Consider the following 19,534-nt stretch of genomic DNA (forward strand, 5'->3'; position numbering starts at 1 on the left):
AAGACATGAAAAATAATAAATTTAGACTTTTGACATTGGTCATTATGTTCGGTGTTATTTCCTGTGACACCGATTATATCGATGACCCAGACAATCCAGTCGTTGCGCCGTCAACCCAATTATTGAACTCGGCTGCTTTTGATTTAGCCTATGAACTGAACGACCAATGGGTGGCAGGTAGAGGTACCTTGGGTATGGCTCAATACTGGAATCAAACCTTTTATACCGAAGAAAACAGATATGCACTTCGTAATACCATGGTCGATGACATGTGGGAGTGGCCGTATAGAATATTAACGGATTTAAAAGAGATAATATCATTAAATGAAGATCCCGAAACCAGCGTTTTGATGTCTGCTTACGGAAGTAACAATAATCAAATTCAGGTTTCCCGAATTTTAATGGCTTTCACCTTTTCCAAGCTGGTGGATACTTTTGGAGATGTACCTTATTGGAGTTATGGTGGCAGGGATAATGCCGATTTCCAAGCGCTTCAGTTGGAAGCGGGCATTAATAGTCCGGTGTATGTTGACGACCAGGTTATTTATGAGGATATGCTAAACGAACTGTTAGAGGCTGCCAACAGTATGGATACTTCTTCCATTGCGTTTACGGAAGGCGATAATATCTACAATGGTGATAGTTCTGCATGGGTTAAGTTTGCACATTCCCTCAGGTTGAGATTAGCAGCTCATATTGCGTATTCAAATCCGGCTTTGGCTGCACAAACATATAGTGAATCGAATGATGAGGCCTTCACTAGCAACTCAGATAACGCAACATACACGTTTGGAACGGACGATATCACCGGTGGCCCTTGGCATATTGCCTTTACGGTAGATGCAAGAAGGGATTTCGGTCCGTCATTGTCTTTTACAGAGTTGTTATACAACAGAGTAGGTCCATTCAATGGAGTTGGATCGGATGACCCAAGGGTAGATGCTTATTTTGACACTAGATTAGATACTGAAGAAGTGGTAGGTTTACCTTATGGTTTTGGTAATGCTTCCGTTAGGGCAATTGACGACGAAGGCATTCCTGATGCGACTATTCTTCAACCTGACTATACTCAGCCACTTTTAACGTATGCTGAAGTTGAATTTATCCGTTCTGAATTTGAAGGATGGAGTCAAGCCAATTATGAGAGTGGCGTAGCAGCTTCCATGGAATACTGGGGAATCTCAGCTGAAGATGCAACAGCATATGTAGCAGCACTGCCTGCGGCAAGTGAGGAAACCGTATTGACTCAGAAGTACATTGCTCTTTACATGGATGGACTCGAAGGTTGGACCGAATATAGAAGAAGTGGGTTCCCAACTACTTTAACAGTCCCGGGGGATACCTACGACGATGGTGAAGAAATTTTGACCTTTACCACTTTAGTACCAGGCCTTGATATTATTCCCACCAGGGTTACTTATCCAAACAATGAACAGTTGTTAAATAACTCAAATTGGGATGCCGCCAGAAGTAAACTATCAGATGGCGACGTTATGTATTCCAAAATATTTTGGGATGTAGAATAACTGTTCTTAGCTTTTACCCTTGTAAAAACCATTCTAGTTCTTAGGATGGTTTTTTTATTTACCTTTAGCCCCATGCAAAATACAACTCACGTCTACGGAATCCGTGCCGTACTCGAAGCCATAAATTCCGAGGAGCCCATCGACAAGGTCTTTATTCAAAGGGGCCTCAAAGGGGATCTATCAAAGCAACTCGAGGCTATGGTGCGTAAAAAAGGTATCCATTCCTCTTACGTGCCCATCGAGAAATTGAACCGGTTGACCAAAAACAACCACCAAGGGGTCGTGGCACAGGTCTCCCCTATTCAGTTCCATACGCTGGAACCCCTAGTCGAGCAAGTGCTCAAAAGTGACAGAACCCCCTTATTTCTGCTATTGGACCAGGTTTCCGACGTTCGTAACTTCGGCGCCATCATCAGGACGGCGGAATGTTCCGGGGTAGATGGTATCATTATTCCGAAAAAGGGAGCCGCGCCCGTCACCGCCGATACCATCAAAACTTCGGCCGGGGCGGCGTTTAAAATCCCAATTGCCAAAGTGGACCATATAAAAGACGCGGTATTCTATTTACAGGCCAGCGGGATACCCGTGTTGGCCGCTACCGAAAAGACTGACAAGACGGTTTACGACATAACCTTTGACGGCCCCTGCGCCATTGTCATGGGGTCGGAAGATAGGGGCATCTCCCCCTCTATCCTAAAGACCGTCGATCAGCTCGCCAAACTTCCTTTACTGGGCGAAATCGAATCGTTGAACGTGTCGGTGGCCTGTGCTGTCTTTTTATATGAGGTGGTGCGACAACGAAGGTTCAAAGTTTAAGGGTCAAGGGTCAAAGTTTAAGGTTAAAGTTTTTTAAGATTCAAGGTCATAAGGTTTGGTGTTTTTAGATTCGTGCACAAAATCCAGACCCTCATACGAAACCCCAAGCTGATTGGATAATCGAAACGAAGTTCTACTGTTTTCATTCATCATTTTCCTTTTTTTTGAGATGATAGATAATCTTGATGCGCTCCTCCTCAATTTCTTCTTCCTTGGTCCCAATAAAATTGCCGTCCTCATCGAACTGCCGTAAAAATTCGTCGGCCTCTTCATCGTAATCCTCCTGCTCCCAGTCGTACTTTTTAAGTGGAGGTAAGTCCGATTTCATTAGGTAAGCAAGACCTAGTCCTGTCAGGAAGCCGCCCAAATGGCCTTCCCAAGAAATTCCATCCTCCACCGGAAAAATATACCACAACATACTGCCGTAAATGAAAACTACGACTAGGGAGAGGGCCACCAGCCTATAGTGCCTAGTGAATATCCCTTTGAAAAACATAAAACTGGCCAAGAGGTAAATAATCCCACTAGCGCCAATATGGTATGATGGCCGGCCTACGGCCCAGGTAAAGATTCCCGATATCAGTATCCCTATCAGCAACACGCGAAGGGCGATGTTCCGATAGAAATAAAACAGTGCGGCGGTCAACACGGCCAGGGGAATGGTGTTGTTGTATAAATGTTCGGTCGAGCCGTGGATTAAGGGACTCAAAACGACTCCTTTCAATCCCGAAAGCTTCTGCGGATAAATGCCATAGTCGTTCAAATTGACCTGAAAGCGCAACTCTATCAAAAAGACCGTCCATATACTTAATACCGCCACCAAGGGCGCGATTACAACGGCGTTCGTAAATCTAAAATAGTGGCTTTCGGACATGGTATCAAAATTAGCAATAACTCCGCCGTTTTCTAAGCAGCTGAAAATTTGACATAATTTAAGGTTAGAAAACCCTTCATCATCCGGTTAGTAGGATTCCAACTTTATCATACTTTTGCAATTATGAACGAACCTTTAGCAGAACGCGTACGTCCGAAAACCCTTGAGGATTATATCAGCCAGCGGCATCTGGTGGGCGAGAACGGCTCGCTGACCCGACAGATCAAGAAAGGGGTGATTCCCTCCTTGATCTTTTGGGGTCCGCCGGGTACGGGCAAGACGACCTTGGCCAATATCATTGCCAACGAAAGCGAGCGGCCGTTCTATACCCTCAGCGCCATCAACAGTGGGGTGAAGGACATTCGGGAGGTCATCGAGAAGGCCAAGAAGGGGGGTGGACTCTTTACCGCCAAAAATCCCATTCTTTTTATCGATGAGATCCATCGCTTTAGCAAATCACAACAAGATTCCCTTTTGGCCGCCGTCGAAAAGGGATGGGTCACCCTGATCGGGGCTACAACCGAAAATCCGAGTTTTGAGGTCATTCCCGCCCTACTCTCCCGCTGTCAGGTGTATGTGCTAAATCCGTTCGGGAAAGAAGATCTGGAAGATTTGCTCAATAGGGCCATCAAGGAAGATCCCATCCTAAAATCCAAAAATATCGACCTCAAGGAGACCGAGGCCCTGCTGCGGCTTTCGGGTGGCGACGGACGGAAATTACTGAACATGTTCGAACTGGTCGTCAATTCCGAGGAAGGTGATACCATTACCCTCACCGACGAACTGGTCTTGGGAAAGGTGCAAAAAAATACGGTACTTTATGACAAGACCGGGGAACAGCACTACGATATCATATCCGCTTTCATCAAATCCATTCGCGGTAGCGACCCCAACGGGGCAGTATACTGGTTGGCACGGATGATCGAAGGCGGCGAAGACGTCAAGTTCATCGCGCGGCGCTTGTTGATCTCGGCCTCGGAGGATATCGGCCTGGCCAACCCGACCGCCCTGGTCATCGCCAACAACGCGTTTCAGGCGGTAACGACCATCGGTTATCCAGAAGCGCGAATCATACTGAGTCAATGCGCCATCTATCTGGCGACCTCTCCAAAAAGCAATGCCAGCTACATGGCCATCGGCAAAGCACAGCAGAGCGTCAGACAGACAGGAGACCTATCGGTTCCCCTCCCCCTGCGCAACGCGCCCACTAAACTGATGAAGGACCTCGGTTACGGAAAGGAATACAAATACGCCCACAACTATCAGAACAACTTTGTGGAAGAAGAGTTTTTGCCCGATGAACTCATCGGCACCCCCTTTTACGAACCGGGGAACAATTCCCGCGAGAACGCGATAAAGGACTTTCTTCAGAAACGCTGGAAGGAAAAATATAATAGTTGAAAATTGATTCAAGGCTTAATTTCACTTCAACGCAACCTATTATTTTGAACCTCCAATCTGGCGACGGCAGCATTAGACCTTAAATTTCATCGCGTTGCGCGTGAACAACTAAACTCATAAACTCCCAAACCTCTAAACTTTTTCTTAAAACTTAATATCCAGTTCTTCGGTCACAAGATTGCCCCCTGAATAGTATTCGAAGAACCAGGTGCCATTTTTCTCGAAAACGACCCCGTTGGAGCCTTCTGCCTCCGCCAAATAGAAGTCCGGCATTGAGGTTTTATAAATTTTCATTCGGATTTTAGGCGTATTGTCAACTAACTGGTAACCTACTGACACTTCTTGGGCGTACAGTGTTCCCGTGGCAATATCCGACAGGTTTGCTTCGGTCCGCTCAGAATTGGATGCCGCCGTATCGTTGTCCCTATACGTTCGATCGGTTCGGGAGGTCGATTTTTCCGGAGTTTCGTCTGCCGGGACGGCCTTTTCAAGTTTGGAAGACCTCGGCCTTCTGTCCACATATCGCTGATTTTCACGGGTGGCCTCCTGCTCCACCAAGATATCCGGACGGTTGGCCGAAGAATGGTTTCTACGACGCTCCTCCGCTATTTCCCGTACATCGTTCGCCATATCGACGCTCACGGAACTTGAGTTTCCGGCCTTTCCGTTATAGGCATAGTTGAAACTATCGAGGGAGCTGAGCGCATCGCGAATGGCCTCTCCGTACGAGTCCTTATAATCCTTCTCCTTGCTTTTACCTTCCCTTGTGGCGAACACTTCTTCCCCGTTGCAATTTTCCAAAACAATGGAGGCCTTGGTCGTAAACATCGATGATCCGTCGACCAATTTTGCCCGGAGTCCCAAGCAGCCGTTGCTTTTGAGGTCTTGGGGGAGCTTATCCTCGTAGACCGCTTCAAATCCTTGTTCGGAAAAAAGGTGTTTGACCAGGGTGCTGGTCTGATATTGGTTCTGCCGTTTGAAATCCTCAAATTTCTTAGGAACCACAATATACTTGTAGTCGTTCAATTGTTCTTGCGCCATAGCGAGTAGGCTAAATAGTGTTAAAAATAGTGTCAGTGCTGTTTTCATTTTCTTTATCAATAATAGTTTCAATGGGAAAAATTCGAATTCCATTCCGAAGCTTCCAAAATTCGACGGAAGTTAACGAATTATACTATGGAAGGTCAACAATTGTGCCACGGATTTAACATTGGAACTGAATCGGCATATCCTCCTTTTGTGGGGTTTCACCGTACGAACCCTAATCAATTAAGGATACCTCTCCGTCTTCTATTCCCAGGCAATGATGTTCAATCCGAGTTGGAAGGACGCGTAACGACTATCTGCAAGGTTGCGGTACGATAAAAGATTATCCGCCATAGCGTAAAGATTAGCAGGGCCCAATTGCAGGTTGAGGCCCAGGCCGAGGTTGGTGTACGAGAATTTATCGACCGTATAGGTGCCCTTGACCGCCATGATATTACCAATGCGCCGCAGGTAAAAGGCCGTCAAGGCAGCTTGCGGGCCCCTGGGCCGATTGATCATATATAGCTGTCCGCCTACACTATTTGCGTATTTTGGGGGAAGCCTTACCCCTCTTGGCTTAGTCCCACACTTACAATTACCTCTGCGTGCCACCGTTTCGCCAAAGTTATAGCGGAGGGAAGCGTGCAATTTGGTGGGACGAAAGGCAACGTATGATTGAGAATTCTCTTCGTAGGGCACCAAGGATTCCACATCATCGACCAGGTCTTCCCAAAAATCGGTATCGGGATTGATAGTTCCTTCGGGAGTGATGACAACCCCTTCGACCGTAGCCGAACCTTTTAGGGTATAGTTGTTGACGTCGTTCGTATGGTAGATCAAACCAAGGTCCAACAGGCTACCGGTGAGTACGGTCTGCTCGTTCAGGTAATAGGTGAACCCTAAATCGACGCCAAGGCCCAAATTGCCGCCGAAGAGTGCTCTTTTGACCGCGGTACTGGCAATATTACCTTCTTCCCTGGCGTCATAGAGGGACTCTAGGCCCGAAGTGCGAAGCTCGGCATCGGCGTTAAGGGTGGTGGCGAAGATATTTCTTTCACCTTCCGTGGTCACAAAATAACCCCTGTTTTTGGTGGAGTTAAAATCGAACACACTGGAATAGATTTTCGCCCTTCCTCCAAGAATCAGGTCGCGGTTGATTTTCTTGTTGATTCCAAAATGCAACACATTCATTAATTCCCCCCGGGTTTTTAAGTGGCCGACGTCAAATCTTTGATTCAGCCTGTCGGCGTTACCTTCAATGGCCAAAATGGCATAGTCTTGAAACCAATATCCAATGGCATCCCCTTCAAGGTACATCCCCCCGGAATAAAATAAGTCAGGGTCGCGGCCCCGGAACCCGAAATTCAGGAATTCCACCTGAAAGGTTCCGCTGAGCTCATCGGTGGGCTTCATCCCATAAACGGCACGTTCGCGTACCTTATCGTTGATATCGAGCCCATCGTTCGCAAAAATATCGTTGACGGAAATACCGCTGGAGCCGGCTTGGACCATGATTCCCGATACGCCCGGAATACCCGCGTACCAATGAAAATCCGTCTCCATTCCGGGATTGACCATCCCGGCCTGCGGAATTTCGGTAAAATCGTACAACAATTGCTTGTTTTGGGCCTTTACGGGGATACAGGCCCATAAGAGGACAATAAAAAGTAGATGGGGGATTCTCATTTTAATTCTAATCGGAATTTACCACTTGATTTTAAAATGATTTTGGGGTCGGGGTTGTCAGCAACGCTTGTACTATCGCCCCGATTTCTGGCCGTAACCCGAATGCTGGAGGTGTTTTTAATGATGTTTATGCTTTTACCTGCACTGCCGTACGCTATATCTACTTGCTGATTCACCATACCCGCTTCAGATTCGATCCGCTCCGTATCGAGCACATTCCCGTTCACATCCAACAACTCTACGAAAACATCGACCGGTTTGCTGGTCGTATTCTGTACAATATAAGTAACCGTACCATCGAGTACCCTTTCCGCAAAGAGATCTGCGCTAAAAGCATTAAAGTCGAAATTTCTTGTAATCACGTCGGCATTGCCCGCGGCATTGACAAAAGATTCCGGGGCCTCGATATACAAGATACTAGCTTCGACCTCAGGGTTCGCCTGTAGTTCGTCGTACTGGTCGAAATCTTGCTCCTCAATACAGGAAACAAAGACCGAAAAGCCGGTTAAAACAGTTAATAAAAGTTTGATGCTACTTTTCATTCCATAATCCTTTAACGCCCCATGCCTTGTGCACAGTACGTTTACCCCTATAACTGCATATTAGTGATTTTATTTCGTTCGGACTGTTAATCAGTATGTCATTTCGGGATGACGCTTGCTATCCTCGGTAAAATACAGTGATTGTCTGGAGCAATTATAAGAATAATTACGGCATTTCGAAGTGTATTCCACAACAATTAAGTAGCGTAATACTTACGGACTATTGATTGTAACGCTCCAACACGGTCTCGTACAAGTCCATCCAATCGACCTTATGATCGTTACCCAGAAGTTCGTTGGAAAAAACCGTTACAAAATTGCCGTTTACCTTCTTGACTTCTTTATTAAGGGTTTCCATACGCTTTAAAACCGCATCGCGACCGCCGACACTGGTAAAGGCGTAATCGTGAAATGTAAAGGGATGGATGCGTATGGGCTGTTGTATTTCAAGGTTCATATCGTAAAAGTAGAACGGGGTACAGGTACCGGCACGGAACCCAGGTTCATTGGTGTACCCCATGGTATAGTCGTCACTGAAACCCGCTTCGATCAGGGTGCGGTACGTATCCGGCAAATGGGTTCGGTTATAGCGCATGCGGCAAGTATCTATCGGGCGGTTGATTACGCCGCTCAGCCGCTTCTTCTCCTTTTTTAAGAGATTAAAATCAGAAAAGGAACTGTAGGAGGCGGCCAGGGCCACTATGCTGTAATCGGCAATAGACTTGATTAGAAACCGGAACTTATTACTGTTCGGGGAAACGTTCTTGTCATACGTGGAATAGGTCGCGAACTGGAAAAAAAATATGCTTTTGATCTTGAACTTTTTATGCAGTTCGACCAGGGAGTCAAAATTATCGTACGGATCTCTCTTAGGATACAACCACACCTTGACTCGTTCTGCCACCCGGCTGAATTTCAAGGATGCCAAATCATACAACAGCCCAGAGACACCTCTTACAAAACCTCTATAGGCAAAGGCATGGGATGTGTTGACATCGATAAGGGATGTATAGGTATAGTATCTGGATTTACGCTCCAAATCCGGAAACTTTACTTTGAGGGCTTCCAGAAATTTAAAAGCCCAGATGTCAACTACCGGCGATTGTAGAAACACATGTTTATAGGCGAGGCTTTCTTTGGGGGGAAATCGCCCGTGATGATCTTTCACATGGGGAAGGTACTCCTCATAGCGGCTTATCAGATAAAAACTGGCCGAAAAAATATCAAAGGGGATGCTGCTGCGGTCCCCGGCATCGAAGAAACAAGGAACCCCGTCCCATTCGGAAATCTTGATCTCAAAATCGTTGATGCCCTGCTCGAACAGCAAATCGTTGCTCCGAATAAAGAATTCGTTCTGGAGCGGTTGTTTAGTGTAAGTGATTTTTGGTCCGGCGTGCTTTATAAAGTCCTCTACCTTAGTAGTAAAGGTGATTTTGAGACCTAAGATACGGGTGAACACCTGCTTCATGGTGTACGTGAAGCGAGGCGTGATTTTATGGGTGTAGATTAATAGCATTGTTCTTCAAAATTCAAAAGTACAAATAGTTTGGGGAGTGGGGGGTAATCTTTAGTCATTAGACTTTAGACGTTAACTGAGGCTTGGGGATGGGAGCGGGATGAGGATGGGCTCCCGCTGAAGTTGGGTCGAGTTCGGGTCTGGACCGGGTTGGACGGGTGTTAGGATCGAAAAAGGGTGGAGTTACAGCCCGGAGATGTGAAAAAGAAGAAGGGCCGAGGTTCGCATGAGGTTGGACCGGAATCGGGATGCAGCGTGGAATCGGAAGACGAGGGTAAGCCAGTGTCAGTATAGCGGCGAAATGGGATTGCAGGAAAAGGGGTCTCGAGGTCGGATTGGGTTTTTGTGCATTCCCAAAAAGGAAGAACCCCCAACAATCTTCACAGCACCCCTTCGTCCGCAAAGCTAAAATAGTCTTTTTCGGTAACGATGATATGATCCAAAACAGTAATGTCCAACGTCAAGGCGGCTCCTTTCAATTTAGCGGTGACGTCTCGATCTCCTTTACTCGGCCTCAGGGTTCCCGAGGGATGGTTATGGGCCAGCACCAAGGCTACTGCTCCATGTTCAAGAGCTTGTCGCATGGCAAGGCGCACATCGACCAAGGTGCTTGTGAGTCCGCCTTTGCTGAGCGAGGCCAGATGCAATACCTTATTCGCATTGTTCAGATAGAGGATCCAGAACTCTTCGTGCTCGAGATCCCCGATTCGGGGCCGCAATAGCTCAAAGGCGTCCCGACTACTGTTGATCTTGGTTATTTTTTTGATCGCCTCTCCCCTTCTCCGCCTGCCGATTTCAAGTCCCGCAATTATGCTGATCGCTTTTGCCTCCCCGATGCCCTTAAAGACCTTCAATTGCTTTATGCTGAGTTTGCCCAGTTCGTTCAGATTGTTATCGACCCCTGCCAATATCCTTTTCGACAGGGCCACCGCACTTTCGTTCCTGCTTCCCGACCCGATCAAGATGGCGATCAGTTCGGCATCCGATAGGGCGGACTTCCCTTTTTGAACTAATTTTTCGCGCGGTTTGTCGTCATCGGACCAATATTTTATGGAGAAGGATGAGCGTTTTTCCTGCATAATTTAAAAAGGGTTAACCGTGAAGTGGTACTGGTTAACGTCTTCCCCAGGATATTTATTACAAAATATGGTTCCGAATTACTATGAATTGGCCCATAAACCTATACACCCTTAAACCGATAAGGTCATTTCACTGCCCCTCCGACCGCCTCCAGATCCAAGCCTCCATAGTTACCCGAGCTCATGAGCAGCAGCACGGAGTTCTTATAATCCTGTTCGAAAATGAAATCCTTGAAGGCCGTAGCATCCGTAAAGATGCGCAGGTCCTTACGCTCGAAGGCCTCGGATATCTGTTCGGGGGAGACGGGATCCAGCTTTTTTATGGCGACGGATTCCGGTAGATAAAAGACCACGGCGATATCAGCGGCGTCTAGGGCGCCTTTATATCCCTTTAGGAATTCCGGTTCAAAACTACTGTAGGTATGCAGTTCGAGACAGGCAACCAGTTTTCTCTCGGGATACTGTTCCCTTACCGCTCGCGTGGTGGCGGCCACCTTGCTGGGAGCATGGGCAAAATCTTTATACAAAACGCTCGATTTTCCCTCGGCCAATTTTTCCAAGCGTTTCGATGCCCCGGTGAAGGTCGCGATGGCCTCGTAAAAATCGGCCTCGTCGATGCCCATGTTCTGACAGATCCATTTGGCCCCGGCAAGATTGCTCAGGTTATGCTTCCCGAAAACCTCAATGGGCATAGGACCTTCGGGGGTATCCAAAAGCGTCTGTCCGTTTTCCACCTCATAATCTGGAGTCGAATAGGGCAACTTTCGGATGGCGTTGTCGGAAGCCTCGACCACTTTTTTGACCTCATCGTCTTCAGCATTATAGGTAATGCTTCCCCCTTTAACGATACCATCCACAAAAATCCTGAACTGTTCCACGTATGTTTCAAAAGTGGGAAATACATTGACATGGTCCCACGCGATTCCACTTAACAAGGCAATATTGGGCTTGTAAAGGTGAAATTTGGGTCGCCGGTCGATGGGGGAGGACAAATATTCGTCCCCTTCCAAAACTATAAAATCGTTATCATCGGTAAGGTGCACCATCCGGTCGAACCCCCCTAATTGGGCCCCGACCATATAATCGACATTCCGGCCGTGGTAGTCCAGCACGTGCAAGATCATAGAGGTTATGGTGGTCTTTCCGTGGCTTCCCCCGATGACGACCCGGGTCTTTTCTTTGGAATGTTCGTACAGGTATTCGGGATACGAATAGATTTTGAGTCCCAGTTCTTGGGCCCGCAACAATTCGGGATTATCGGGCTTGGCATGCATCCCCAAGATTACGGCATCAAGGGTTTCCCGGATTTTTGTCGGAAACCATCCCATTTTCTCCGGGAGCAATCCCTTTTCCGCCAAGCGGCCTTTAGAGGGCTCAAAAACTACGTCATCGCTTCCGGTTATCATATAGCCCTTGTCCTTCAGTGCCAATGCCAAATTGTGCATGGTGCTTCCGCCAATGGCAATAAAGTGGATTTGCATTTCCTATCAATTTTCACCAAAGGTAAGAAAGGGTGGCGAAATTTTCCTGTCCCCGGAGTATTAACCAAAAAACTCTACAAAACGTTGCATTCGTTCGTTCATTGTACGCCAATGCGCTTTCGGATTTTGAAACTCGGGTCTCGCGAATACTAAATTGGTGGAAAGGTTGCGTATTTTGTCCGAGGTCTTACCCGCGTTCTATTTCTTATTATCTTCGTAATTCAATCTGAATCTATGTCGCTCAATCTCTCCAAAATACCCTCCAAAGAAATCATGCCCGGTTACCACGGTCGATTGGTTCATACGGAAAACATGAGCCTCGCTTTTTGGGAAGTCGATGAGGGTGCGGAGGTCCCCGAACACTCGCACATGAACGAGCAGGTGATGCACGTAATCGAGGGCAGGTTCGAGTTTACATTAAATGGGGACACCCAAGTGTATCACCCAGGGGATATAGTGATCATCGCACCCTATAAAAAACATAGTGGTCGCGCGTTGACCCCCTGTAAACTAATGGATGCATTTAGTCCGGTAAGGGAAGAGTATAAGTAGGTAGTGAATTAGTGGCTAGTGGCCAGTAAAAAAAACAGACTGCCAAACCGCTCCGCCGACAGACGGGCCCGGAAAAACTAACTTCCGGTCTTTAAGGTAGGATTATTGAAGCGAGTTAACATCTAAAACGCAAAAGCATGAAAATAAATTTAACTGGAAAAACCGCCCTGGTCGGTGGGAGTAGCGGCGGAATCGGCAAGGCAGTGGCCGAACAGCTGGCGGAAAGTGGCGCCAGCGTAACCCTGATGTCCCACAGCGGGAACAAATTGAAATCCATTGTCGCTGGACTTTCTACAGATCAGGGACAGGTCCATAATTATTTAGTGGTGGATTTTTCCGATTTCGAAGGATATAAAGTACTGATTTCGGACTTCTTTGCAACCAATTCGGTAGATATTTTGGTCAATAATACTCAAGGTCCCGATGCCGGGAACACGTTGGACAAACAAGTGCCCGATTATCAGGAAGCCTTTGACCTGCTCTTCAAAACAGTGGTCTTTACCACTGAATTGGCACTAAAGCATATGATAAAAAACAAATGGGGCCGCATTATCAATGCGGCCTCCGTTTCCGTGAAGGAACCATTATCGTACCTGGCCCTTTCCAACACCATTCGGGCAGCGGTCGTCACCTGGGCCAAATCATTGGCCAGCGATGTGGGCGAGCACAACATCACGGTCAATAGCATTCTAACGGGTTATTTCGATACGGACCGTATCAACCAGCTCAATACCAAAAAGGCAGAACAACAGGGCATACCGCAAGAAGAGGTAAGGTCTGATATGGAATCCAAGGTACCCCTAAAACGTATCGGCGACCCAAAGGAATATGGCTATCTGGTCACGTATTTGGCATCCGAACAGGCCGCATTCATTACCGGCACCCAAATTCCCATCGACGGGGGATTGTTGAAGTCGCTTTGATATTTTCTTGCCCCTTTGGGCAGCTGTATATTTCTTCGGCCAATTCAGTTCCCCCTATCAACTTACAAAACAGAGTTGGCTTTCGTTGTAATTGCAATTAAAAGTGTAGGCATGAACCTCTCTTTGAAAACCTACATACTATTTGCGTCGTATCTCATTCAGTAAAATCGCCGCCGCCATTGCCACGTTCAGGCTTTCGGCGGATTTCCTCTCGGAACGATCGGTGTGTCCGGGCCGGGGAATACTGAGTTTCTTCGAAACCTGACGTTCTACTTCTGGGGAAATACCGTTGGATTCGTTGCCCATCACCAAAATCCCTTTTTTTGGCAACTCCGCTTCGTAAACCGCTTCCCCCTCCATAAAAGCACCAAAAACGGGCAGGTCGGATTTTTCCAAGAAATCCTCTAAATCGGTATAGCCGACCGCTACCCTGGCGATGGAACCCATGGTAGCCTGCAAAGTTTTCGGATTGTAGCAATCTACCGTATTTTCGGAGCATACAAGATGACTGATGCCGAACCAATCACATAAACGGATGATGGTACCCAAGTTTCCCGGATCGCGCACATCGTCAACGGCCAGTATCCAGTCTGAAAAATCAAGATTTCCCGCATTGGGTATTTCGAACACCCCTACAACGGTGTTGGGAGATTTTAGCCCGCTCATCTGACCCAGTTCGGCCTCGGTAATGGCTTCAATTGCCCCGTTGTTACCGTCGAAGACCGAAAGATCCGTGGTAAATATCCGATACGTCTTAAAAGAAGAGAGCAGTAACTCCCGCACCAATTTTATACCTTCCGCCACGAACAGACCGTGCCGGTTGCGATATTTTTTTTGACCAAGGCTTTTTACGAACTTTATTTGCTTTTTACTGACCATAAAGATGATATTTCGGTTAAAATCTATCCCATTATCCGGGGACTATCCTACTATCCACGGGCGTCCCATTATTCTTCCGCGGTCCGGTAAATGAACGGTACGGACATATTCATTAAATTAATCCCACCCTAGTTGACCCATCTCGCCTAACTTTCGACCCGATTTCCGGCAATTCGCGCAATTCGTGCAATTCGTATCCAAATCCCTCAAACATTACATGATTTCAATGTATTTTTGGTGGCTATGGGCATATTGTTTCGCTTTACCAAAATCACCGCTAAAATAGGCCTATTATTTATAGCTGTGGCAATCAACTCTTGTGATACCCTGAAACGGGTAGGTGGAAACCAGTTGTTGCTCAAAGAAAACAATATTTACGTCGACAGCGTCGAGATCAATGACGCCGATGTAGAAAGTCTCGTACTGCAAGAGCCGAACCGTACCATCTTGGGATACCCGCTTCGGCTCAACCTTTATAATTTAGCGAAACAGAATCCCGATTCATCCTATCGGAATTGGCTACATCGTAAAGAAAAAAGGGAACAGCGGCTGGTCAACCTTCTATCAAAAAAACAGGTCGACCGATTGGGGGAATCCTTTTTAGTCAAGGGTCTCAGCGAATGGCTCAAGAAAACGGGAGAAAAACCAGTAATACTTGATACCGTTAAGACCCGAAGAACCTTAGAGCGGTTAAAGACATACTATGGCAGCAAAGGCTATTTCAACACGGATACCCGCTATGACATCGACACGCTTGCCAAGCGACAACGGGCGGAGGTGAACTATAAAGTTGATTTAGGCGAGCCTTTTACCATTGATTCGATTTCACGCCAGATCGCCTCCGCGACAGTCGATTCGATTTATGCCCTTAACAGTGCTGAATCGATCGTGAAAGAAGGCGACCAGTTCAATCTGAGCCAGTTCAGTGCGGAAAGGAAACGCCTCAGCGACATCTTCCGCAACACGGGAATATATAATTTTCAGGAAAGCTCTATATCATATGATATTGCGACCGATACCACCAAGCTCGCCGATGATCAGAAAATGAACATCGAACTGAATATCGATAATTTTAAAAAAAGGGGCGACTCGGCCATAACCACCACTCCTTACCAAATCTACCGTTTCAACAACATCAATATTTACACCGATTATCTTTTCGACGAACGCGACCGGGAGCAAAAATTCATCCGTTTTGGCGATTACAATATATTTTATCGCGACAAACTGCGGTTCAACCCCAACACTTTGGCCAATGCCGTATTTTTTGAAAGGGACAGCGTATATCGCGACATCGACCGCACCCGAACCTATAGGCAGATCACCAACCTTGGCGTTTTTAAATATCCTACGATAACCTCCATTCCCAATGAGGAGGAGGCGACCCTCGACACGAACATCTATCTGGCGGCGCGGCCCAGGTATTCACTGGGAATGTCTTTTGAGCTCACTCGATCGAACATCCAACAGGTCGGGCTGGCCCTCAATCCCGCCCTGCAGGCCAGAAATCTTTTCGGGGGCGCCGAGAACCTGAGTATATCGGGGCGCGTCAGCATTGGCAACTCCAACGATCGAAGTATTACCGATAACCGGTTCTTTAACATCCAGGAGTTTGGTGCCGACGCAAATCTCGATATTCCCAGCATCTGGTTTCCCTTTTACGATACCAAAAAAATCATCCCCAGCTATACCCTTCCGAGAACCCGAATATCGCTGGGCAGCAGCTTTCAGAAGAATATAGGTCTTGATAAACAGGCCTTCAACACTATTTTAGGCTATAATTGGGTGCCCTCCGACCATATCAAACACAATATCGAGCTGCTGAACGTTCAGTTTGTCAGAAATGTGAATACAGACCGGTTCTTTAACGTGTATCGCAATTCCTTTTCCCAATTAAATGACATTGCATCTGCCCCTATCTATCAGGATAATCCTGATTTATCGGAATTTTACGAATCCCGTGACGGTTCGGAGGACCCCGGTCGCCTGATTATCCCCTTTGGGACCACCGGATTTACCGAAGCTATTCTCAATCGGGAAGTACCGATTTCGGCGGAAGATTTTAAACCCGTCAACCGTATCGAAGAGCGAAGACGGCGCCTGACCGAAAACAATTTAATCTTTACCAGCAACTATACCCTTAACTACAGCAGCCGTAACGGACTGGCGGACAATAAGTTTTATCGGTTGCGATTTAAGCTCGAAAGTGCGGGAAATTTACTTTCGGGCATTTCGGCCCTGATTCCTTTCGATAAAAACGAAACCGGGAGTCGCTTAATCTTCAACGTACCCTACAGCCAATACCTTAAGACCGAATTGGAATATGTGAAATATTGGAGCGTATCGCGTACCAGTGTACTGGCCTTCCGGTCCTTTTCGGGTATCGCAATTCCATACGGCAACTCCAACAACATACCTTTCGTACGCAGTTATTTTGCAGGGGGCGCCAATGACATTCGAGCATGGTCGCCCTATTCGCTAGGCCCGGGGAGAACCGATGCGCTTAACGACTTTAATGAGGCCAATCTAAAATTAAGCTTAAGTTTGGAGTATAGGTTTCCGCTATTCGGAAATTTCAAGGGTGCCCTCTTCGCCGATGCAGGAAACATCTGGAACGTTTTCGATAACGTAGAGGATCCCGAAGCGACCTTCACGGGGTTCGATTCTTTGGAGGACATTGCCCTGGGGACCGGTTTCGGACTTCGTTACGATTTTACTTTTTTTGTGCTCCGGGCCGATCTTGGCTTCAAGACCTATAACCCCGCCAATAAAATTTCGGAAAGATGGTTCACTGACTACAACCTTAAGAACGCCGTATTACAAATTGGAATAAACTATCCGTTCTAAGGTTTAAGTTTTAAGAGCCAGAGTCAAGTGATCGTTTCAAGTGCGAGTTTCGGCACATAATGGAAGTCCATGTGCATTAAGCAAATTCAGTTCTCCCCTACTTATAACAGTGCTATGGCTTGCCCGAAGTGAAGTTTGAAGTACACCTACGGATAAACCTTTCGACCCTCCCCCATTTTCAACCTGTGCCTTTATCCGCTCTTGCATTATTTTATTACTTTTGCAGTCATACTAATTATTAACTACAAGAGTACGGATTATGGCCCACAATATTAAACCCGGCGTTGCTACCGGAGACGAAGTACAGGCAATTTTCAAATACGCCAAGGAAAAAGGTTTTGCCCTTCCGGCGGTAAATGTAATAGGATCGAACACCATCAATGGCGTCTTGGAAACCGCCGCGAGCCTGAACGCTCCGGTCATGATCCAGTTCTCGAACGGGGGCGCACAGTTCAATGCGGGTAAAGGTCTTTCCAACGAGGGGCAAAAAGCAGCCGTACTCGGTGCCGTCGCGGGAGCCAAACACGTACACCAATTGGCGGAAGCCTACGGCGCCACCGTCATTCTTCATACCGACCATTGTGCAAAAAAACTATTGCCCTGGATCGACGGGATGCTCGATGCGAGCGAAAAGCATTTTGAGGAAACGGGCAAGTCCTTGTTCAGTTCGCATATGATCGACCTATCTGAAGAGCCGATCGAAGAAAACATTGAAATCTGCAAAGGGTATCTGGAGCGGATGGCCAAAATGAACATGACGCTCGAAATCGAACTGGGTATCACGGGCGGGGAAGAAGACGGAGTCGACAATACCGATGTTGACGATTCAAAACTATACACCCAACCCGAAGAAGTGGCATACGCCTACGAAGAACTCTCCAAAGTGAGTCACCGATTTACCATCGCCGCCGCATTCGGCAACGTCCATGGCGTTTACAAACCGGGCAATGTCAAGCTGACTCCGGAAATACTGAAAAACTCACAGGATTACGTCTCCGAAAAATATGGCGTCGGACATAACCATATCGACTTCGTGTTTCATGGCGGTTCGGGATCATCGGTTGCCGAAATACGGGAGGGTATCGGCTACGGAGTTATCAAAATGAATATCGATACCGATCTGCAGTACGCCTTTCTCACCGGAGTAAGGGATTATGTTCAGGATAAAAAGGACTATCTTCAAACCCAAATAGGAAATCCCAAAGGTGCCGACGAGCCCAACAAAAAATTCTATGACCCTAGAGTCTGGCTCCGTGAGGGCGAAAAGTCTTTTGTAGAACGCTTGAAAAAAGCTTTTGAGGATTTAAATAACGTAGATACCTTATAAATGAACCGATTTAGTCCGGTTCATCTTAAAATGTCCCACTAACCCAAATATGGAAAACATGACGGCTTGGTTCAAAAGAAAGGAAAAAGGAATCCAAACGGCCACGGAAGAAAAGAAGGACACGCCGAAAGGTCTGTGGTACAAATCGCCCACCGGAAAGATTGTGGAATCCGAAGTTTTGGCAAAAAACCATTACGTCAGTCCCGAAGACGATTACCACGTACAAATTGGAAGCAAACATTACTTTGAAATTCTTTTCGACGACAATAAGTTCAAGGAACTCGACGCCAAATTGACCTCGAAAGACCCCTTGAAATTCGAGGATACCAAAAAATATTCCGATCGTTTGAAATCCGCCCAGAAGAAAACGGGACTCAAGGATGCGGTACGCACCGCGGTGGGGAAATCCCAGGGCAAAAATTTGGTAGTCGCCTGTATGGACTTTAGCTTTATCGCGGGATCCATGGGCAGTGTGGTGGGCGAAAAAATTGCCAGGGCCATCGACCATTCGATCAAGAAAAAAATCCCCTTTGTCATGATATCAAAATCCGGCGGGGCCCGAATGATGGAAGCCGCACTATCGTTGATGCAGCTGGCCAAGACCTCAGCTAAACTGGCGCAGTTGGCGGATGCGAAAGTGCCTTACATCTCACTTTGTACAGATCCTACCACGGGCGGAACCACGGCGTCCTACGCCATGTTGGGAGATATCAACATCTCCGAACCCGGTGCGTTGATCGGGTTTGCAGGCCCCCGAGTGGTAAAGGAAGCAACCGGAAAAGAGCTTCCGGACGGGTTCCAGACCGCCGAGTTCGTTCTCGAACACGGATTTTTGGATTTTATCGTACATCGAAAAAACCTGAAAAAGAAAATCAACCTTTATATTGATCTCATCGAGAACAATCCCGTGCGCAGCTAATGTCACAAATCTCTTCGCCCGAAGATGCCACAAGACGGTAGTACCAAAATTTAGGGCGACGGGATAGAATAGCTTGTAAAATAATCTTACATTTGCACGCTGGCCGAAAAGCGGCCACATACATAAAGATCATTAAAATA

At 47.0% G+C, this 19,534-nt stretch carries 16 protein-coding genes; 8 read left to right on the plus strand and 8 right to left on the minus strand.

Annotation, left to right across the window (positions count from 1 at the left end):
* Positions 1-5 precede the first annotated feature (5 nt).
* Both RQM65_RS04640 and rlmB read left to right on the plus strand, forming a co-directional pair.
* Positions 6-1,526, plus strand: a complete 1,521-nt coding sequence (locus RQM65_RS04640) for a SusD/RagB family nutrient-binding outer membrane lipoprotein (protein ID WP_314013081.1) — start codon at positions 6-8, stop codon at positions 1,524-1,526.
* Positions 1,527-1,598: 72 nt separating this feature from the next.
* Complete coding sequence (gene rlmB, locus RQM65_RS04645) at positions 1,599-2,342, plus strand: 23S rRNA (guanosine(2251)-2'-O)-methyltransferase RlmB (RefSeq protein WP_314013082.1); 744 nt, start codon at positions 1,599-1,601, stop codon at positions 2,340-2,342.
* 142 nt (positions 2,343-2,484) lie between these two features.
* Here the strand turns inward: rlmB and RQM65_RS04650 are convergent, their stop codons facing one another.
* On the minus strand, positions 2,485-3,216 hold the full coding sequence (locus tag RQM65_RS04650) for a rhomboid family intramembrane serine protease (protein WP_314013083.1): 732 nt from the start codon (positions 3,214-3,216) through the stop codon (positions 2,485-2,487).
* Positions 3,217-3,339: 123 nt separating this feature from the next.
* Here RQM65_RS04650 and RQM65_RS04655 point away from each other — a divergent pair, with 123 nt between their 5' ends.
* On the plus strand, positions 3,340-4,617 hold the full coding sequence (locus RQM65_RS04655; RefSeq protein WP_314013084.1) for a replication-associated recombination protein A: 1,278 nt from the start codon (positions 3,340-3,342) through the stop codon (positions 4,615-4,617).
* 144 nt (positions 4,618-4,761) lie between these two features.
* Here the strand turns inward: RQM65_RS04655 and RQM65_RS04660 are convergent, their stop codons facing one another.
* The 6 genes from RQM65_RS04660 to RQM65_RS04685 all read right to left on the minus strand — a co-directional run bounded on the left by RQM65_RS04660 (position 4,762) and on the right by RQM65_RS04685 (position 11,947).
* Positions 4,762-5,706, minus strand: a complete 945-nt coding sequence (locus RQM65_RS04660) for a hypothetical protein (protein ID WP_314013085.1) — start codon at positions 5,704-5,706, stop codon at positions 4,762-4,764.
* Between the two features lie 201 nt (positions 5,707-5,907).
* Complete coding sequence (locus tag RQM65_RS04665) at positions 5,908-7,329, minus strand: DUF5723 family protein (RefSeq protein ID WP_314013086.1); 1,422 nt, start codon at positions 7,327-7,329, stop codon at positions 5,908-5,910.
* The gene (locus RQM65_RS04670) at positions 7,326-7,871 is read right to left on the minus strand and encodes a hypothetical protein (protein ID WP_314013087.1); all 546 of its coding nucleotides are present in this window, start codon (positions 7,869-7,871) and stop codon (positions 7,326-7,328) included. Before RQM65_RS04670 ends, RQM65_RS04665 begins: the two co-directional genes overlap by 4 nt.
* 220 nt (positions 7,872-8,091) lie before the next feature.
* Positions 8,092-9,387 carry a DUF7033 domain-containing protein gene (locus tag RQM65_RS04675; RefSeq protein WP_314013088.1) on the minus strand — a complete coding sequence of 432 codons (1,296 nt, stop codon included), beginning with the start codon at positions 9,385-9,387 and terminating at the stop codon, positions 8,092-8,094.
* A gap of 380 nt (positions 9,388-9,767) precedes the next feature.
* The gene (gene radC / locus RQM65_RS04680) at positions 9,768-10,466 is read right to left on the minus strand and encodes a RadC family protein (RefSeq protein WP_314013089.1); all 699 of its coding nucleotides are present in this window, start codon (positions 10,464-10,466) and stop codon (positions 9,768-9,770) included.
* 125 nt (positions 10,467-10,591) lie between these two features.
* Positions 10,592-11,947: a UDP-N-acetylmuramate--L-alanine ligase gene (locus RQM65_RS04685; RefSeq protein WP_314013090.1), complete on the minus strand. Its 1,356-nt coding sequence runs from the start codon at positions 11,945-11,947 to the stop codon at positions 10,592-10,594.
* A gap of 234 nt (positions 11,948-12,181) precedes the next feature.
* On the opposite strand from RQM65_RS04685, the gene RQM65_RS04690 reads away from it, so the two are divergent.
* Positions 12,182-12,499, plus strand: a complete 318-nt coding sequence (locus RQM65_RS04690) for a cupin domain-containing protein (RefSeq protein ID WP_314013091.1) — start codon at positions 12,182-12,184, stop codon at positions 12,497-12,499.
* A gap of 137 nt (positions 12,500-12,636) precedes the next feature.
* The gene (locus RQM65_RS04695) at positions 12,637-13,422 is read left to right on the plus strand and encodes an SDR family oxidoreductase (RefSeq protein ID WP_314013092.1); all 786 of its coding nucleotides are present in this window, start codon (positions 12,637-12,639) and stop codon (positions 13,420-13,422) included.
* A 138-nt stretch (positions 13,423-13,560) separates the two neighbouring features.
* Here the strand turns inward: RQM65_RS04695 and RQM65_RS04700 are convergent, their stop codons facing one another.
* Positions 13,561-14,301 carry a TrmH family RNA methyltransferase gene (locus tag RQM65_RS04700; protein WP_314013093.1) on the minus strand — a complete coding sequence of 247 codons (741 nt, stop codon included), beginning with the start codon at positions 14,299-14,301 and terminating at the stop codon, positions 13,561-13,563.
* 243 nt (positions 14,302-14,544) lie between these two features.
* Here RQM65_RS04700 and tamL point away from each other — a divergent pair, with 243 nt between their 5' ends.
* The 3 genes from tamL (at position 14,545) to accD (ending at position 19,394) form a co-directional block, all read left to right on the plus strand.
* A complete protein-coding gene (gene tamL / locus RQM65_RS04705; protein ID WP_314013094.1) occupies positions 14,545-17,148 on the plus strand; it encodes a translocation and assembly module lipoprotein TamL in 2,604 nt (867 codons plus the stop codon).
* 259 nt (positions 17,149-17,407) lie between these two features.
* Positions 17,408-18,475 carry a class II fructose-bisphosphate aldolase gene (gene fbaA / locus RQM65_RS04710; protein WP_314013095.1) on the plus strand — a complete coding sequence of 356 codons (1,068 nt, stop codon included), beginning with the start codon at positions 17,408-17,410 and terminating at the stop codon, positions 18,473-18,475.
* A 58-nt stretch (positions 18,476-18,533) separates the two neighbouring features.
* Positions 18,534-19,394, plus strand: coding sequence for an acetyl-CoA carboxylase, carboxyltransferase subunit beta (accD, locus tag RQM65_RS04715; protein ID WP_314016785.1), 861 nt, complete (start codon positions 18,534-18,536; stop codon positions 19,392-19,394).
* Positions 19,395-19,534 lie beyond the last annotated feature (140 nt).

The organism is Pricia mediterranea (genome assembly GCF_032248455.1).
GTDB lineage: Bacteria > Bacteroidota > Bacteroidia > Flavobacteriales > Flavobacteriaceae > Pricia > Pricia mediterranea.

Bases quoted from the DNA above. Each gene is read 5' to 3' on its own strand.
- RQM65_RS04640 (WP_314013081.1), top strand. From the start codon at position 6: ATGAAAAATAATAAATTTAGACTTTTGACATTGGTCATTATGTTCGGT.
- rlmB (WP_314013082.1), top strand. From the start codon at position 1,599: ATGCAAAATACAACTCACGTCTACGGAATCCGTGCCGTACTCGAAGCC.
- RQM65_RS04650 (WP_314013083.1), bottom strand. From the start codon at position 3,216: ATGTCCGAAAGCCACTATTTTAGATTTACGAACGCCGTTGTAATCGCG.
- RQM65_RS04655 (WP_314013084.1), top strand. From the start codon at position 3,340: ATGAACGAACCTTTAGCAGAACGCGTACGTCCGAAAACCCTTGAGGAT.
- RQM65_RS04660 (WP_314013085.1), bottom strand. From the start codon at position 5,706: ATGAAAACAGCACTGACACTATTTTTAACACTATTTAGCCTACTCGCT.
- RQM65_RS04665 (WP_314013086.1), bottom strand. From the start codon at position 7,329: ATGAGAATCCCCCATCTACTTTTTATTGTCCTCTTATGGGCCTGTATC.
- RQM65_RS04670 (WP_314013087.1), bottom strand. From the start codon at position 7,871: ATGAAAAGTAGCATCAAACTTTTATTAACTGTTTTAACCGGCTTTTCG.
- RQM65_RS04675 (WP_314013088.1), bottom strand. From the start codon at position 9,387: ATGCTATTAATCTACACCCATAAAATCACGCCTCGCTTCACGTACACC.
- radC (WP_314013089.1), bottom strand. From the start codon at position 10,466: ATGCAGGAAAAACGCTCATCCTTCTCCATAAAATATTGGTCCGATGAC.
- RQM65_RS04685 (WP_314013090.1), bottom strand. From the start codon at position 11,947: ATGCAAATCCACTTTATTGCCATTGGCGGAAGCACCATGCACAATTTG.
- RQM65_RS04690 (WP_314013091.1), top strand. From the start codon at position 12,182: ATGTCGCTCAATCTCTCCAAAATACCCTCCAAAGAAATCATGCCCGGT.
- RQM65_RS04695 (WP_314013092.1), top strand. From the start codon at position 12,637: ATGAAAATAAATTTAACTGGAAAAACCGCCCTGGTCGGTGGGAGTAGC.
- RQM65_RS04700 (WP_314013093.1), bottom strand. From the start codon at position 14,301: ATGGTCAGTAAAAAGCAAATAAAGTTCGTAAAAAGCCTTGGTCAAAAA.
- tamL (WP_314013094.1), top strand. From the start codon at position 14,545: ATGGGCATATTGTTTCGCTTTACCAAAATCACCGCTAAAATAGGCCTA.
- fbaA (WP_314013095.1), top strand. From the start codon at position 17,408: ATGGCCCACAATATTAAACCCGGCGTTGCTACCGGAGACGAAGTACAG.
- accD (WP_314016785.1), top strand. From the start codon at position 18,534: ATGACGGCTTGGTTCAAAAGAAAGGAAAAAGGAATCCAAACGGCCACG.